This is a genomic window from Amycolatopsis sp. NPDC004747 (assembly GCF_053601335.1).
Map to the genome: position 1 here is coordinate 309,811 of NZ_JBSGBQ010000004.1, position 14,944 is coordinate 324,754.

Annotated in this window: 11 protein-coding genes; 8 read left to right on the forward strand and 3 right to left on the reverse strand. The window is 73.4% G+C overall.

The genetic code is table 11. The features are described from left to right. Positions 1-137 precede the first annotated feature (137 nt). On the reverse strand, positions 138-1,790 hold the full coding sequence (locus ACWEGE_RS08275; protein ID WP_449659749.1) for an ArnT family glycosyltransferase: 1,653 nt from the start codon (positions 1,788-1,790) through the stop codon (positions 138-140). A 45-nt stretch (positions 1,791-1,835) separates the two neighbouring features. Further along, positions 1,836-4,982, reverse strand: coding sequence for a S8 family serine peptidase (locus ACWEGE_RS08280; RefSeq protein WP_449659750.1), 3,147 nt, complete (start codon positions 4,980-4,982; stop codon positions 1,836-1,838). Between the two features lie 190 nt (positions 4,983-5,172). On the opposite strand from ACWEGE_RS08280, the gene ACWEGE_RS08285 reads away from it, so the two are divergent. Then, the gene (locus ACWEGE_RS08285; RefSeq protein ID WP_449659751.1) at positions 5,173-6,564 is read left to right on the forward strand and encodes an endo-1,4-beta-xylanase; all 1,392 of its coding nucleotides are present in this window, start codon (positions 5,173-5,175) and stop codon (positions 6,562-6,564) included. A gap of 41 nt (positions 6,565-6,605) precedes the next feature. Here the strand turns inward: ACWEGE_RS08285 and ACWEGE_RS08290 are convergent, their stop codons facing one another. Continuing rightward, complete coding sequence (locus ACWEGE_RS08290) at positions 6,606-7,808, reverse strand: PucR family transcriptional regulator (RefSeq protein ID WP_449659752.1); 1,203 nt, start codon at positions 7,806-7,808, stop codon at positions 6,606-6,608. A 154-nt stretch (positions 7,809-7,962) separates the two neighbouring features. Here ACWEGE_RS08290 and ACWEGE_RS08295 point away from each other — a divergent pair, with 154 nt between their 5' ends. The 7 genes from ACWEGE_RS08295 to ACWEGE_RS08325 are packed head-to-tail and all read left to right on the forward strand — an operon-like array spanning position 7,963 to position 14,846. Then, positions 7,963-8,220, forward strand: a complete 258-nt coding sequence (locus ACWEGE_RS08295; RefSeq protein ID WP_449659753.1) for a phosphopantetheine-binding protein — start codon at positions 7,963-7,965, stop codon at positions 8,218-8,220. Continuing rightward, positions 8,217-9,455 carry a beta-ketoacyl-[acyl-carrier-protein] synthase family protein gene (locus ACWEGE_RS08300; protein WP_449659754.1) on the forward strand — a complete coding sequence of 413 codons (1,239 nt, stop codon included), beginning with the start codon at positions 8,217-8,219 and terminating at the stop codon, positions 9,453-9,455. Before ACWEGE_RS08295 ends, ACWEGE_RS08300 begins: the two co-directional genes overlap by 4 nt. 13 nt (positions 9,456-9,468) lie before the next feature. Then, on the forward strand, positions 9,469-10,479 hold the full coding sequence (locus ACWEGE_RS08305; RefSeq protein ID WP_449659755.1) for a 3-oxoacyl-ACP synthase III family protein: 1,011 nt from the start codon (positions 9,469-9,471) through the stop codon (positions 10,477-10,479). After that, positions 10,476-11,234 carry a glycosyltransferase family 2 protein gene (locus ACWEGE_RS08310; RefSeq protein WP_449659756.1) on the forward strand — a complete coding sequence of 253 codons (759 nt, stop codon included), beginning with the start codon at positions 10,476-10,478 and terminating at the stop codon, positions 11,232-11,234. Before ACWEGE_RS08305 ends, ACWEGE_RS08310 begins: the two co-directional genes overlap by 4 nt. Next, complete coding sequence (locus ACWEGE_RS08315; RefSeq protein ID WP_449659757.1) at positions 11,231-12,412, forward strand: cytochrome P450; 1,182 nt, start codon at positions 11,231-11,233, stop codon at positions 12,410-12,412. Before ACWEGE_RS08310 ends, ACWEGE_RS08315 begins: the two co-directional genes overlap by 4 nt. Then, a complete protein-coding gene (locus tag ACWEGE_RS08320; protein ID WP_449659758.1) occupies positions 12,409-13,953 on the forward strand; it encodes a class I adenylate-forming enzyme family protein in 1,545 nt (514 codons plus the stop codon). Before ACWEGE_RS08315 ends, ACWEGE_RS08320 begins: the two co-directional genes overlap by 4 nt. Then, complete coding sequence (locus ACWEGE_RS08325) at positions 13,950-14,846, forward strand: NAD-dependent epimerase/dehydratase family protein (protein WP_449659759.1); 897 nt, start codon at positions 13,950-13,952, stop codon at positions 14,844-14,846. The genes ACWEGE_RS08320 and ACWEGE_RS08325 overlap by 4 nt, the downstream gene beginning before the upstream one ends. Positions 14,847-14,944: the final 98 nt, after the last annotated feature.

Below are 14,944 nucleotides of genomic sequence, written 5' to 3' on the forward strand. Positions count from 1 at the left end.
GCCCGGCGTCGCCGCTGGCCGGAGCCCGGCGGCGGCTGAAAGTTTCACGGGTCAGGCGAGCCCCAGCGCGCTGGTCGGCGGGATCGGGGTGGTCGACGTCGCCGCCCGCTCGACTGCCCATCGTGAACCGGTGGGCGTCACGGCCGCCGGAGGATCGTGATGGAATGGCCGACTTCGTCGATCGGGGTGCCGGTGCGGATCAGCGCCGCCAGGCGGGCGTCCGCCTTGGCCATCGCGGAATCCGACACGACGAGCAGGCCGCGCACCGCCTCCGGGGGCTCGGCGAGCGGGTCCGCGGCGTCGATGCCGTAGCACGCGGGCACCCCGCTGCCCTTGTAGACCAGCCACACCCGCTCACCCGGGTAGCGCTGCTTCAGGACCTCGGCCAGCCGGCCGAGGTCCTGGCCCCAGTCGACGTTCGAGTCGTGCAGCTGCCGGTGGGTCTGCGCCGGCCCGCCGAACGCCTCGTTGGAGTACGGCAGGTAGTAGGGGAACGTGCGCAGTGAGCTGACCGCGGTGAAGGCGAGCAGGGCCACCGCGGCGACGCGCGCCCACCGGCGGCGGACGGCGACCACCCCGGCCGCCGCGACGGCCAGGAACATCGGCACGAACACCGCGTACCGGACGCCGAGGTCCCGGCTGCCGGTCATCGCCGAGGCCAGCAACACGGCCGCGGGGACGAGCACGTAGGGCACCGCCGGACGCAGCCGGGGCACCGCCACCATCGCGACGACGCCGGCCGCCCAGAGCGCCAGCGTGCCCAGCGGCGTCTTCACCAGCAACGCGGCCGGGAGGTAGTACCACACCGCACCGACGTGGAGCTCGCCGAACAGGAACGTGGTCCACACCTGGTCTTCGAAGCCGAACTGGACGCGCATGCCGTCGAGGTACGGCTGCGGCAGCGGCAGCAGACCGGCGAGCGATCGCAGGCCTTCGACGGGCGGCAGCCCCGGCGGTGGCACCCAGCGCAGCCGCGGATCGACGACCAGGTAGGCGGCCCACACCACGGCGACCGCGAGCAGCGCGACGCCGAGTGCCGCCGCGGCACCGGTTCCGAGGCGCCGCAGCGTCCTCTGTGGACCATGCCAGACCGCCGGCACGACCAGCAGCAGCACCACCGGAACCGCGGCCAGCGCACTCATCTTCGTGGCCACCGCCGCGCCCAAAGCCAGCCCCGCCAAGGGGAGGTGAAGCGCGGGACGCCGCCGGGCGCGCCAGAGCAGCCACGCCGACGTCACCAGGAAGCCGGCCATCGGCACGTCGAGGGTGGCCAGCGAGCCGTGCGCGATCAGGTCGGGGGAAAACGCGTACAGCGCCAGCGCCACCACCCCGCCGGCCGGGCCGGCCAGCTCGCGGGCGAAGGCGAAGACGACCAGCCCGAACAGCAGCGTCAGCACGATCACCGGCAGCCGGGCCGCCGGCATCAGCCGGCCCGGGTCGTGGCCCGACTCGTAGAGCACGTACCGGCCGAGCTGCGTCTGGTCACCGGCGAAACCGGCGTCGACGTGCACGTCCGTGAAGGCGAGCCCGGTCGCGATGAGCAGCTTGCCCAGCGGCGGGTGCTCGGGGTTGAACCGCAGGGTGTGGTGTTCCAGGGAATAGACCGCCGCACCCACGTAGACCGGCTCATCGATGGTCGGGGACTGCTCGACGGCCGTCGTGATCATCGCGATCGCCATCTGCGCGAGCAGCGCGAACACGGCGAAGGCGTACAGCCACCGCCGCCACCGGCCGGGAGGACGCGCGCCGGCCTGCGGCGGCACGTCCTCCCGGATCGCTTCGATGATCACCTGATCGAAGACGTCCCGCGACGGGAATGGTTGAGCGTGGGCCCCCTACACCTTCCCGGCCAGCAGGAATGCGTCGATGATCGTCTGCTCCACCTTGCTGCCCGCCTGGCCGGTCGCGGTCGCCTTCAGGGATACCGACGCGGCTCCGGCGGGGTGCACGAGCAGCGCGCCCTTGTCCGTGAAGGGCACCGCACGCCAGGTCGCGCCCCGGTCGTAGGAAACGCTGAGCGCGGTCAGCTTGCCGGTGCCGCCGGCGTTGTCGTCCACGGTGATCGGGACGTACGTCGGGACCCGGGCCGGGACCCGGTTCCAGGCGTCGACCGCCGGTGCGTACCGGACGGCCGGCAGGGGCAGGGGCACCGGTGTCGTGCCCGGCGCCGTTTCGGAGGTGAACGTCCAGTCCGCCACCACTTTCGACGACAAGGCGTTGTCCCGCGTCGCGTCGGCGTGCAGGACGTACACCCCGGAACCCGGTGGCACCACGAAGGTGCCCTGCCCGGGGGTGTCCGAAGCGCCGATCTCCCTGCCGTCACGGGACAACGTCGTGTGCGCGGCGGAGAAGGCGGCGCCGTCGGAGATCCGGGTCGCGTGCTGGTCGGTGAACATCGGCACGGCTACCCCGATCGTGTCCCCCTGCCGGATCGCCCGGCTGCGCGGACCGGCGGGGAACGCGGGCCCGAACACCGCCGCGTTCCACCGCTCCAGCACCGGCCGGCCGAGCTGGTAGCTCCGCGGCGCGGTGTCCAGCAGCAGGTTGACCCCTTCTTCGGCGAAGAGCGGGTACCACTGCTCACCCGGGGAGTAGAACTCGTCCAGGCCGAACGGAAGGGGACGGGTGACGATGCTTTCCCGGGTGCCGATCGAGCCGGGTTTCGTGATCGCGGCCTCCGTCCGCACCCGGGCCAGGTCCCGGTCCCGGACGGTGAAGCCCGGGTCGGCGGGGATCGAGCCGCGGAGGTGGTTGCGCACGTTGTACAGGTAGCCGCTGGTGCTGAAGCCGCCCGCGCCGTCGGGCTCGGCCGCCTGCGCCTCGACGGCGAGGTCGAAGCTGCTCGCCGACGTCGTCGAGGGGCGGACGCGGAAGTCGGTGAAGTCCGGGATGTACATCCACGAACTGATGCGTCCCCAGCTCGCGTCCCGCTCGAACCCGTAGGCGGCCCGCCCGATCCGCGCCGACGGCCGGTCGGCGAACCGCACGTCGGCGGACTTCGCCGTGCGTGCGTCGACGGTGAGCTCGGCCGGGCCGGTCACGACGAACTCCGGCTCGACGGCGAACACGTACTTCCGGTCGTCGGTCCACGTCGTGGCCTGGAAGTAGAACCGCCCCTTGGGCACGCGAGCGGTGGTGGAATCGCTGCCGAAGCTGCGTGAGACGTCGAGATCGGTGAAGTCGTAGGAGAAGTTCTCCGTCGGGTTCCCCTGGTCGTCGAGGAAGGACAGCTTGACGTCGTAGCTTTCCGCTTCGCGGGTGACCGCGATCGGCGTGCGCACGTCACCGGCGAGCACCACGCCCTGGTAGCCGCCGTCCGGGCCGGCCACCCGGGTGTCCGCCGTGACCGTCGCCTGCGCGGCCCCGCCCGCGGGGATCGTCAGCGAGGCTGGCGTGACGGTGAACATGCCGGCGGGAGCGGCCACGCCGTCCGGGCCCCGCACGTCGGTGCCGAGGTCCACCGTCACCGGCGCGGTGCCCGCGTTGCGGTAGGTCATCGTGGTCACCAGCGGCCGGTCGTCGTCGTGCGGCCACTGGGCGGTGCCCAGGCTGATACTGGCCGGGCTCGCGACCACCGGCTGGGTGACGGCTTTCGCGACGTCCACCCGGCCCGCACCCTGCTCGAAGACCGACGTCCCCGGCCAGGCCTTGGCGCTCCCCATAAGGGCGGCCTTCAGCTCGGGTGCCTTCCAGTCCGGGTGCTGCTGGGCGAGGATCGCCGCCGCGCCCGCCACGTGCGGGGCCGCCATCGACGTGCCGGACATCCGCACGTGGTACTCGTCGACCGACGGCTCGCTGGTCCCCAGCACGCTGTCGTGCGCCTTCGCGGCCGCGATGCCGACGCCGGGTGCGGTGAGGTCCGGCTTGATCGCCCCGTCGCCGGCGCGGGGGCCGCGGTTGGAGAACGGGGCGAGCTCGTCGCCGGAGTCCACGGCGCCGACCGTCAGCGCGGCGGTCGCCGCGCCGGGGCTGGACACCTGCCGTCCGTCGTTGCCGGCGGCGGCGACGAACAACGTGCCGGTCTGCTCGGTGAGCCGGTCGACGGCCTGCGACAGCGCGTCCGTGCCGTCGCTCGGGAACCGGGTCCCCAGGCTCAGGTTCACCACCTTCGCGCCGTCGCTCGCGGCCCACTCCATCCCGGCGATGATGGCCGACTGCAGGCCGGAGCCGTCGTCGCCGAGCACTTTCCCGTTGAGCAGCCGGACGCCCGGGGCGACCCCGCGGTACTTCGCGTCGCGGCCGGTGACGATGGACGCGACGTGCGTGCCGTGCCCGAAGCGGTCGGCGGTGCCGGTGGCGCTGCCGGAGAAGTCCTTCGCGTCGGCGACCACGCCGGTCAGGTCCGGGTTCGTGGTGTCGACGCCGCTGTCGAGCACGGCGACGGTGACGCCGTCGCCGGTCAGCCCGGCCTGCCACGCCGCGGGCGCGCCGATCTGCGGCACGCTGCGGTCCAGGGTGCCCCGGACCGGGCTGTCCAGCCAGATCCGCGGCGCGGCGGCCTTCGGCGTGCGCGCCAGCAGGTTGGTCCCCTTGGCCGCGCGCACCGCGGTCGCGCCGAGGCTCTTCAGCTCCCGCACCGCCTGCAGGCCGCTCGCGCGGGCCGCGGTCGCGCCGCTGCCGACGATCAGCGGGAGGTCGCCGCGGGCCTGGTCGTCGTAGCCGTACGCGACCAGCCGGGTGACGTCGAACAGCTGCGGGTCGAGCTGCCCGGAGCGGACGCGGGGCAGCGCGTCGTACGACGTGACGTGCACGTCCCCGGTCACGTCCGTGCGTTGCTCGAACGCCACCTCCGCCCGGCCCGCGCCGGGCTGGACGGAGACCACACGGGACCCGGCGAGCACCACCCGGTCGCCGGTCACGAGCGTGACCGTCCGGGCGGGGGCGGCATCCGGTTCCGCGGCCTGCGCCGTGGTCCCGGTGCCGACGCCGCTCGTCGCCAGCGCCGCGGCCAGGACCGCGGCAACAGGATGTCTCCAGCTCAAAGCAAACCTCCCAGTCGGATTCCTACGCCGTACACAGTGCCGAGATCGACATCGGCGTGGCACGAAACTTTCGACGTTTCGGCCAGGACGGGTGGTGTCGGTCCGAAAGTCGATCGAAACTTTTTGCGTGGTGCTCCGGCGGCGTGTTGTCCTGCTGACACGGGGGAACTTTCACGAAGGAGACCACGGAATGGCGGAAAGTTCGTCGGACCTGCGCCGCAGGCGCTGGTGGCGCTCGACCACCACTCGAGTGCTGGCGGGAGTGGCGACCGTGGCCGCGACCGCGACCGTGCTGGTGGTGGCACCGGGCGCGGACGCCGCGGCGAGCACGCTGGGTGCCGCGGCCGCGCAGTCCGGCCGGTACTTCGGCACGGCGATCGCCGCCGGCCGGCTGGGCCAGTCGGCCTACACCACGATCGCGGCGCGCGAGTTCAACATGGTGACGCCCGAGAACGAGATGAAGCCGGACGCGACCGAGCCCAACCAGAACCAGTTCAACTTCTCGTCGGGCGACCAGATCTACAACTGGGCGGTCAGCCACGGCTCGAAGGTCCGTGGCCACACCCTCGCCTGGCACGCGCAGCAACCGGGCTGGATGCAGAACATGGGCGGCAGCAACCTGCGCAACGCCATGATCAACCACATCCAGAAGGTGATGGCCCACTACCAGGGCAAGCTCGCCTACTGGGACGTCGTCAACGAGGCGTTCAACGAAGACGGCAGCCGCCGGTCGTCGAACCTGCAGAGCACCGGCAACGACTGGATCGAGGTCGCCTTCAAGACCGCCCGCGCGGCCGACCCCTCGACCAAGCTCTGCTACAACGACTACAACATCGACAACTGGAGCTACGGCAAGACCCAGGGCGTCTACCGGATGGTCCAGGACTTCAAGTCCCGCGGCGTGCCGATCGACTGCGTCGGCCTGCAGGCCCACTTCACCGGCGGCAGCTCGGTGCCGGGCAACTTCCAGCAGACGATCTCCAGCTTCGCGGCGCTCGGCGTCGACGTGGCGCTCACCGAGGTCGACGTCACGAACGCGAACACCGGGCAGTACTCGGCGCTGACCCAGGCGTGCATGAACGTCGCGCGCTGCGTCGGCATCACCGTGTGGGGCGTGCGGGACAGCGATTCCTGGCGGTCCAGCGAAAGCCCGCTGCTGTTCGACGGCAACGGCAACAAGAAGGCCGCCTACACCTCGGTGCTGAACGCGCTCAACGCGGCCGGCCCCGGCCCGACCACGACCCCGACGACCCCCACGACGGACACCACGACCCCGACGACGACGCCGACCACCACGACCACGACACCGGGCGGGGGCAGTTGCACCGCAACGCTTTCGGCCGGGCAGTCCTGGGGTGACCGGTACAACCTCAACGTCTCGGTCAGCGGCTCGTCCTCGTGGACGGTCACGATGAACGTGCCCAGCCCCGAGCGGATCAGTGCCACCTGGAACATCAACGCCACCTGGCCGAGCAGCCAGGTGCTGATCGCGACACCCAACGGCAGCGGCAACAACTGGGGTGTCACCATCATGACCAACGGGAACCGGACCTGGCCCAGCGTCAGCTGCAGCGCCTCCTGAACCGGCGTGGGTGACTCGTCCGCGGGCTTCCCGCGGGCGAGTCATTCGCGGTTCAGGTGGTCGTGGGCCATCAGGGCCAGGCGGCAGCACAGCTGGTGGCGGTCGTCTTCCAGGGACGCTCCGGTGAGCTGTTCCAGCTTCCGCAGCCGGTTGAGCACGGTGTTCCGGTGGCAGTACAGCAGTTCGCCCGCGCGGCTGGGGGAGCGGTCCGCGCGGAACCAGGCCCGCAGGGTGTCCAGGAGCACCCGGCGCTCCTCGTCGTCGAGGTCGAGGACGCGGCCCAGTGCCCGGGCGGCCAGCCGGTGGGCCAGCCGCGGGCTGGCGACCACCAGCGCCTCGGGCAGCCTGTCGTCCAGCAGAGCGGGCCCCGGCGCGTCCGGGGCCTGCGTGTGCAGCGCGAGTTCCGCCAGCTGGTGGGCGATGCCGATCTCGGCCAGGCCGTCGACCTCGCCGGAGAGGCCCGCGCGGTGCCGCAGGTGCGGCGCCAGCAGGGCGGCCAGCCGCCCGGCGGTGATCCCGCCCAGCTCGACCAGCCAGACCACCCGGTCCCGGTAGGGCGCCACCACCACGCGCACCCCGAGCGCCGCCAGTTCCGGTGCGGGCACCATGTCCTCGGCCGTCAGATCGCAGGCGACGAGGACCACGACGTACCGGCCGTGCCCGGGCAGCCCCAGGTCCGCCTCGGCTTCCGCGGCCACGGCCGGGTCGGCGCCCCGGCCCTCGACGAGCACCCGGACCAGCCGCTCCCGGCGCCGGTTCGCCCGCGCCTGCAGCTGGATCTCCCGCGACCGGTACCCCTCGACCATCGCCGTCGAGACGCGGTCGGTCGCCTGCCACAGCACCATGACGCCGTCGACGAACTCGGTCAGCTCCTCCGGTGACCGGCGGCGGGCCACGGCCAGCAGCATCTCCCACAGCAGCTCGGTGCCCAGCCGGAACAGGTGCAGCACCGCTTCCAGGGGAACGCCCTGTTCGGCGCGGCGGCGGCCGGTGGCCAGCGGCGCCGCGCTCCAGCCGGTCCGCGTGTCGAACCCCTCGGTCATCAGGACCAGCGCGCTGCGGGCGTTGTCCATGAACGACTGCCGCATGTCCGGGGGCGCCACCCAGTCGCCGCGCGCGTAGAACGTCTTCTCCTCGACGGCACCCCGCTCGGTCAGCCGGTCGGCGAACGACGGCAGCTCGGTGAGGACGACGGCGGCCACCTCGCGGATGACCCGCCTGGACGTGTGCGGCTGGCCCGGCATCCGCCGACCATAGCCCCGCGGGCTGGGCGGGTGCCGCGAATCGGCTGTGCACGGCGCACAGCCGGGCCGGATCCGGGTCAACCCGTCAGCTGTCGGTCAGCGCCCGTTGCCAGCCTCCTGCTCGTAGCCCCGAATCCACCGTGAGAGGTAACCCGTGAGCCCTTCCGACGACATCGAGCGCACCCTGGCCCAGCTGATCGCGAAGGTGTCCGGCACCGACCCGGTGGCGATGTCCGCCGAACGCCCGCTGACCGGCCTGTCGCTGCGCGACGAACTCGACATCGACTCCCTCGCCATGGTCGAGCTGACCGACGAGATCGAACTCAGCTACGGCCTGACGATCCCCGAGGACAACCTCCAGCTGTTGCAGACCTTCGGCGACGTCGCCGACTACCTGCGTGCGGCGGCGTGACCGGCCCGGAAGCCGAGGTGGTCGTCACCGGCGTCGGCGCGACCACCCCGCTGGGCGGTGACGCGCCCGCCACCTGGCGGGGGCTGCTCGACGGCCGCGCCGGAGCGTCCACCTTGGACACCGAGTGGACGCGGGAGCACGGGTTCCCGGTGCGCATCGCCGCGCGGCTGGCCGTCGAACCCGGCCGGGAACTGGACCCCGTCGAGCTCAAGCGCATGGACCGGGCCGAGCAGCTGGCCGTGATCGCCGCCCGGCAGGCGTGCCGGGACGCGGGCCTGGGCGGGGACACGGTGGACCCGGTGCGCTGCGGCGTGGTGATCGGCACCGGCATCGGCGGCGCGACGACCCTGGTCGCCCAGCACGACGCCCTGCGGGACCGGGGCCTGCGCGCGGTGTCGCCGCAGCTGATCCCGATGGTCATGCCCAACGGGCCGGCCGCGCTGGTCGGCCTCGCGCTGAAGGCCAGGGCCGGGGTGCACGCCCCGATGTCGGCCTGCGCGTCCGGGGCGGAGGCGATCGCCTGGGCGTGGCGGATGATCGTGGCGGGGGAGGCCGACGTCGTGGTCGCGGGCGGAACGGACGCCTGCATCACGCCCGCCATCATGGCCGGGTTCACCCGGGCGCGTTCGATGAGCACCCGCAACGCCAGTCCCGAGACCGCTTCCCGCCCGTTCGACGCGGGCCGGGACGGCTTCGTGCTGGGGGAGGGCGCCGGCATCCTGGTGCTGGAGCGGGCGGACTTCGCCGCGGCACGCGGCGCGAAGGCGTACGGCCGGCTCGCCGGTGTGGGCATGAGCAACGACGCCCACCACATCACCGCCCCGGACCCGGACGGCGCCGGGCAGTGCGCCGCGATGGGCACTGCGCTGCGGCGGGCGGGGCTGGCGGCCGGGGACATCGGCCACGTGAACGCGCACGCGACCTCGACCCCGCTGGGCGACCTGACCGAGAGCGTCACGATCCGGCGCGTCCTCGGCGACGGCCCGGTGGTCACGGCGCCGAAGGGGGCGCTGGGCCACCTGCTCGGCGGCTCGGGCGCGGTCGAAGCGATCGCGACGGTGCTGTCGGTCCGCGAAAACCTGGTCCCGCCCACGGCCAATCTCGACACGCTCGACACCCGGATCGGCCTCGACGTCGTGTCCGGCGAGCCCCGCCGCGTCACGCTCACCGCGGCGATCAGCAATTCGTTCGGCTTCGGCGGGCACAACGTGACGCTGGTGTTCGCCGGTGTCTAGAAAGGACGGTCCCATGCACGTGGCGATCGGCGGTGTCGCCGTCCACCTGCCACCCACCCTGGTCGCCGACCGCGAGCTCGAGGCCCGCGTCGACCGGGAGAGCCCGGGCTTCACGCCCCGGCCGGGGGCGATCGGCAAGCTCAGCGGGATCCGGACCCGGCACCGGGCCGCGCCGGGTGAGCTCGCCTCCGACCTCGCGGTGGCCGCGGCCGCGAAACTGCTGTCCGGCGCCGGGCTGGACGCGCGCGACCTCGACCTGGTCGTGTTCGCGTCCGCCTCCCAGGACCTGATCGAACCGGCCACCGCGCACGTCGTGGCGGCGAAGCTCGGCGCGTCCTGCCCGGTGTTCGACGTCAAGAACGCCTGCAACAGCTTCCTCAACGGGATGCAGGTCGCCGAGGCGCTCATCCGCTCCGGGCAGTACCGCCGCATCCTGGTGTGCACCGGCGAGACCGGGTCCCGGGTGGTCCGGTGGTCGGTCGCGGACCGCGAGCAGTTCGTGGATTCCCTCGCCGGGTACACCCTGTCCGACGCCGGGGCGGCGATGCTGCTGGAGGCCTCGGCGGTGCCCGGCATCTTCCACCGCGACTTCTCGGCGGATTCGTCGTGCTGGGATGTCGCTTCCGTCCCCGGGCACGGCGGCGCGAACTCCCGCAACCCGGTCACCGACGGCTACCTGCGGGGCGACGGCCGCACACTGATGGAGTCGGTCGTGCGCGGCATCCGGCCGCAGCTGGACGCCGCGCTGACCCGGACCGGACTGACCCGGGACGACTTCGCGCTGTTCTGCGTCCACCAGGTCGGTGTGCCGCACCTGCGGGTGTTCCTCGAATGCAGCGGGGTGCCCGAGGACAAGCTCGTCGTGACGATCACCGACCACGGCAACGTCGCTTCGTGCAGCCTGCCGCTGCAGCTGAACCTGGCGCTGGAGTCGGGCCGGTGCGGCCCGGGCGACAAGGTCGCCTTCATCGGGCTGGCCGGCGGCGTCAGCGTTGGCACAGTATTCGCGGAGCTGACGTCATGACCCGCCGGCTTTGGGTGATCATCCCCGCGTACAACGAGGAAAAGTGGATCGAGGGGCCGCTGTGGTCGCTCGCCGCCCAGCGCTTCCGCGAGTTCACCGTGCTGGTGGTCGACAACGCGAGCACGGACGCCACCGCCGACGTCGTCCGCGCCTTCGCCGCCGCGCACCCCGAGATGGACGTGCGGGTGACCGGCGAACCGCAGAAGGGCACCGGTGCCGCCTGCGACACCGGCATGCGCCAGGCCATCGCGAACGGCGCGACCCACCTCGCCCGGACCGACGCGGACTGCCTCGTCGATCCACAATGGACGGAAGCGGTCATGCGGGGCTTCGCCTCCGGGCTGGAACTCGTCGGCGGCCGGTTCAAGGCCCGCACGGACGACTTCGCCGTGCCCCGGACCGAGCGGGCCGTGCTGGCGTTCCTGGTGGCGTTCGGCGGCTACTGCGCACGGTTCCGCCGCGCGAACCGGGGGCCGGGCTACCTCGGGCCGTACCTGCTCTGCGCGGGCGGGAACACCGCCATCACCGCGAGCCTGTACCAGCGCTGCGGCGGTTACCCCCGGTCGTGCATCGAGGAGGACCACGAGGACCGCACGCTGGTGAACCGCGTCCGGTGCGTCACCCGGGCCTACGGGCGGCGCCGGGACATGGTCGTGTACTGGTCGCAGCGGCGGACCAAGGCGTGGGGCATCCGCAACACCTTCGCCTGGTACACCAGCCACGGCTACCGCGGCGAAACGGTGGACGTCCGGTGAAGGCGGGCGCGCACGAGCTGCGGCTGCAACTGGCGGCGCACCCGCTCGCGTACCCGGTGCTCCGCGTCCTCGGCCGGCTCGGCCCCGTGGTGCGGGTGCCCGGCCTCGGGATCGTGGTGAACGAGGCTTCGGTGGCCAGGGAGGTGCTGACCGACACCGGGACCTTCCGCAGCGGCGGCGGGACCGAAGCGGATCTGTGGACACCGGTTTTCGGCCCTTCGATGCTGGTCAACATGGACGGCCCGGAGCACCGGGCGATGCGGCGGAAGCTGGCCGAGTTCTTCACGCCCGCCTACGTCCGCCGGCTGGTCGAAGCGGCGTGCACCGAGCCGCTCGAGCGGACGGCGGAGGCGCTGCGCGGCGGCCGTCCGGTGGACGTCGTGCGGACGACGAAGATCGTCGCCGGTGCGGTGACCAGCGCGCTGACGGGGTTCGCGGTGACCGGGTCCACGGCGGAGCGGGAGGCGGCGTACCTGCGGATGACCGGCCAGGCCACCGCGCTCATCGGCCTGGTCAAGCTGGGCAAGCTCAGCCTGAGCGCCCAGCAGGTCGCGAAGGCCCGCGCGATCGTCGCGGAGATCGGCCAGGCCACGGCGCTGGCCTGGGAAAAGGGCGACGAGACCACCGCGGTCGGCCGGATGCGCCGGTTCGGGCTCACCGAAGCCGAAGCCCGGGGGCTCGCGTCGGCGTTCCTGATCGCCGGCACCGAGACGATCGCCAGCCTGCTGCCGCGGATGGTCGCGGTGCTCCACGACCACGGCGAGCTGGCCGGTGTCGCCGCCGCGTACCGCCGTGGTGACACGCGGCCGGGGGAGGCCGCGATCCACGAGACGGCCCGCGTGGTCACGCCCGCGCCGATCATCCTGCGCAACGCCGTCCGGTCCGGGCGCGTCGGCGGGGTCGCGGTGCGGGCCGGGGACCGGGTCGTTTTGTCGACGCTCAACTGCGCCCGGGCGCACGGCCGGTTCGACCTCGCCCGCGCGCACCCACCGGAGCTGCGCCGGCTGTGGTTCGGGGCGGGGCCGCACTTCTGCCTCGGCTACCCGCTGGCCATCGCCGAGATCCACGCCGTGCTCGGCACCCTGTCCGGCCCCGGCGCCCTGCGGATCACCGCCCGCCGGGCCGCGCCCGGGGTGCTCTTCCCCGCCTACCGGCGCCTGGAGGTCAGCCGCGCATGAACGATCTCGTGACCCGATTCCTGAGCACCGCCGGCGAGCGGCCGGAAGAGGTCGCCGTCATCGACCCGGACGGCCGCACCACGACCTTCGGCGACCTGCGCCGCCTCGTGCTCGGGGTGAGCGCCGGGCTGCGGGCGGAAGGGCTCGAGCCCGGTGACGGCGTGCTGTTCGCCGTCCGGAACTCGGCCACCGCGATCGGTCTGTTCCTCGGGGCGCTGCAGGCCGGTGCGGTGCTCATTTCGGCGGACACGGCCGTCGGCCCGGCGCTGGTGTCGGCGCGGCTGCGGGCCTGCCGCCCGCGGTGGCTGATCGCGGAGTCGCTGTTCTACACCACCAGCGTCGTCGGACCGGCCCGCACCTTCTGCCGCCGCCGCGGCCGGCCGGTTCCCGATCTGAGGCAGGCGATCGGCGACGACGGCATCCGGCACGTCCACGTCGGCCGCCGCCTGCCCGGCGTGCCGCGCTCGGCACTGGCGCCGGCCGACCTCTTGCGCCGCGCGCCGGGTCTGGCGCCGGTGGCGGCCCGGAACCCCGACGCTCCCGCGCTGGTCGTGTTCACCTCGGGCACCACGGACCGGCCGAAGGGCGTCGTGCACACGCTGCGGTCGCTCACCGCGGCGGTGACGATGCTCGGCGAGCACCTCCCGTTCGCGCCCGGGGACGTGATGCACGCCGACGGCATCGTGGCCGGCCTGCCCGCGTTGCTGGGCGGCGCCCGGCTTTCGCTGCCGAAGCCGTCCGCGCCGCCCGAGCGCTTCGCGCGGGACCTCGCGCGGCGGCGGGTGACCCACGCCTACGGGGTGCCGGTGCACCTGGCCGAGGTGTTCGGCGTCCTCCCGCGGTGGCCGGGGCACGTCCGCCACCTGGTCATGGGGTCGGCGCCCGCGGCACCCGCGGTGCTGCGGCAGGCGATGGCCGCGGTCCCCGGCGGGCAGGTCCTCTCGATCTACGCGATGACCGAAGCGATCCCGCTCGCCGTCGCCCGCGCGGAGGACAAGCTGGCGCACCTCGAGCGGGGGCTCCCGGGTGACCTGCTCGGGACGCCGTCGCCCGGGGTGAGCACCCGGATCGCCGCCGACGGCGAACTGCTGGTGTCCGCGCCCAACGCCTGCCTCGGCTACCTCGGGGCGCCCCCGCTGACCGAGCTGGCCACCGGCGACCTGGCCCGGCTGGACGACGACGGCCGGATCGTCCTGACCGGCCGCAAGAAGGACATGCTCATCCGCGGTTCGTACAACATCTATCCGGGGCTGTACGAGCCGTCGATCGCGCTGCTGGCCGGGGTCCGCGAGGCGGCGATGGTCGGGACGCCCGACCCGGTGACCCAGGACGAGAGCGTGGTGCTCGCGGTGGTGGCCGACGGCGACGACGTGGACCCGGCCCGCCTGGTCCGGCGGCTCCGCCGGCAGCTGCCGGAGCTGATCGACGCCGAAGCCGTGCCGGACCGGATCGTCGTCCTGCCGGAGCTGCCGCGCTCGGGGCGGTCCCGCAAGCTGGACCGGGGCCGCCTGCGCGAGCTGATGACGGCGAGCCGGCCGTGAGACTCGCGGTGACCGGCGCGACCGGGTTCGTCGGCGGCGCGGTCTGCCGGGCCGCGGCGGCGGCGGGCTGGCAGGTGCACGCCTTCGGCAGGCGCGCCGCCGCGGACCCCCGGCACATCGGCGGGGCCGCCTACCGGTCGTGGGACATCGGGGCGGCCAAGCTCTCCGGCCCGCCCGAGGTCGACGCGGTGGTGCACTGCGCGGCGTCCGCGACCGACACCGGCGTGGCCCGCGAGGTGTGGCGGAGCACCCTGCTCGGCACCCACCACGTGCTGGCGTCGTTCCCGGACTGCCGGTTCGTGCACGTCAGCAGCGGCAGCGTGTACGACCCGTTCCGCCCGACCGTGCGCGCGAAGGAGCACGAGGCCCCGGTGGACCGGTACCTCAACGCCTACGCCGCGGCCAAGGCCGCGGCCGAGCAGCTCGTGCTGGCCATCGCCCGCGACCCGATCGTCCTGCGGCCTCACGCGGTTTACGGCGCGGGGGACACGACCCTGCTGCCGAGGCTGCTGGAGAACGTCCGGTGGGGCCGGTTGCTGGTGCCCGGCACCGGAAAGGTGCTGGTCAGCATGACCAATGTGGACAGTCTGGCCCGCGCCTGCCTGCTCGCCGCGACGACCGGACCGGCGTGGCCGGGCGTGTTCAACATCGCCGACCGCACCCCGGTGACGATCGACTGGGCGCTGCGCGGCCTGCTGGCCTCGGCCGGCGTGCCGGTGCGGCCGGCGTACGTGCCGGCCTGCTTGCTGGCCCCCGCGGCCCGGGTGTTCCCGGGCGGGCGGCTCAACCGGTACGTGATCAGCCAGTTCGCGGTGGAACGCACCCTGGACATCACCGCGGCGATCGACCGGCTCGGCTACGAGCCGGTCCCGACGGTGTTCCCCGGGGGGTGAGGGTGGTGGGTGCGGCGCTGGGGTAGTCCGCCGCACCCACCACGGGACCGCGATCGGCGGACGTGGCTGCCGTCGGTGGTCCGGCTGGTGTTCCCCCT

Coding starts and splice junctions, on each gene's coding strand:
- ACWEGE_RS08290 (WP_449659752.1), bottom strand. CDS start 7,808: ATGCCGGGCCAGCCGCACACGTCCAGGCGGGTCATCCGCGAGGTGGCC.
- ACWEGE_RS08310 (WP_449659756.1), top strand. CDS start 10,476: ATGACCCGCCGGCTTTGGGTGATCATCCCCGCGTACAACGAGGAAAAG.
- ACWEGE_RS08305 (WP_449659755.1), top strand. CDS start 9,469: ATGCACGTGGCGATCGGCGGTGTCGCCGTCCACCTGCCACCCACCCTG.
- ACWEGE_RS08320 (WP_449659758.1), top strand. CDS start 12,409: ATGAACGATCTCGTGACCCGATTCCTGAGCACCGCCGGCGAGCGGCCG.
- ACWEGE_RS08285 (WP_449659751.1), top strand. CDS start 5,173: ATGGCGGAAAGTTCGTCGGACCTGCGCCGCAGGCGCTGGTGGCGCTCG.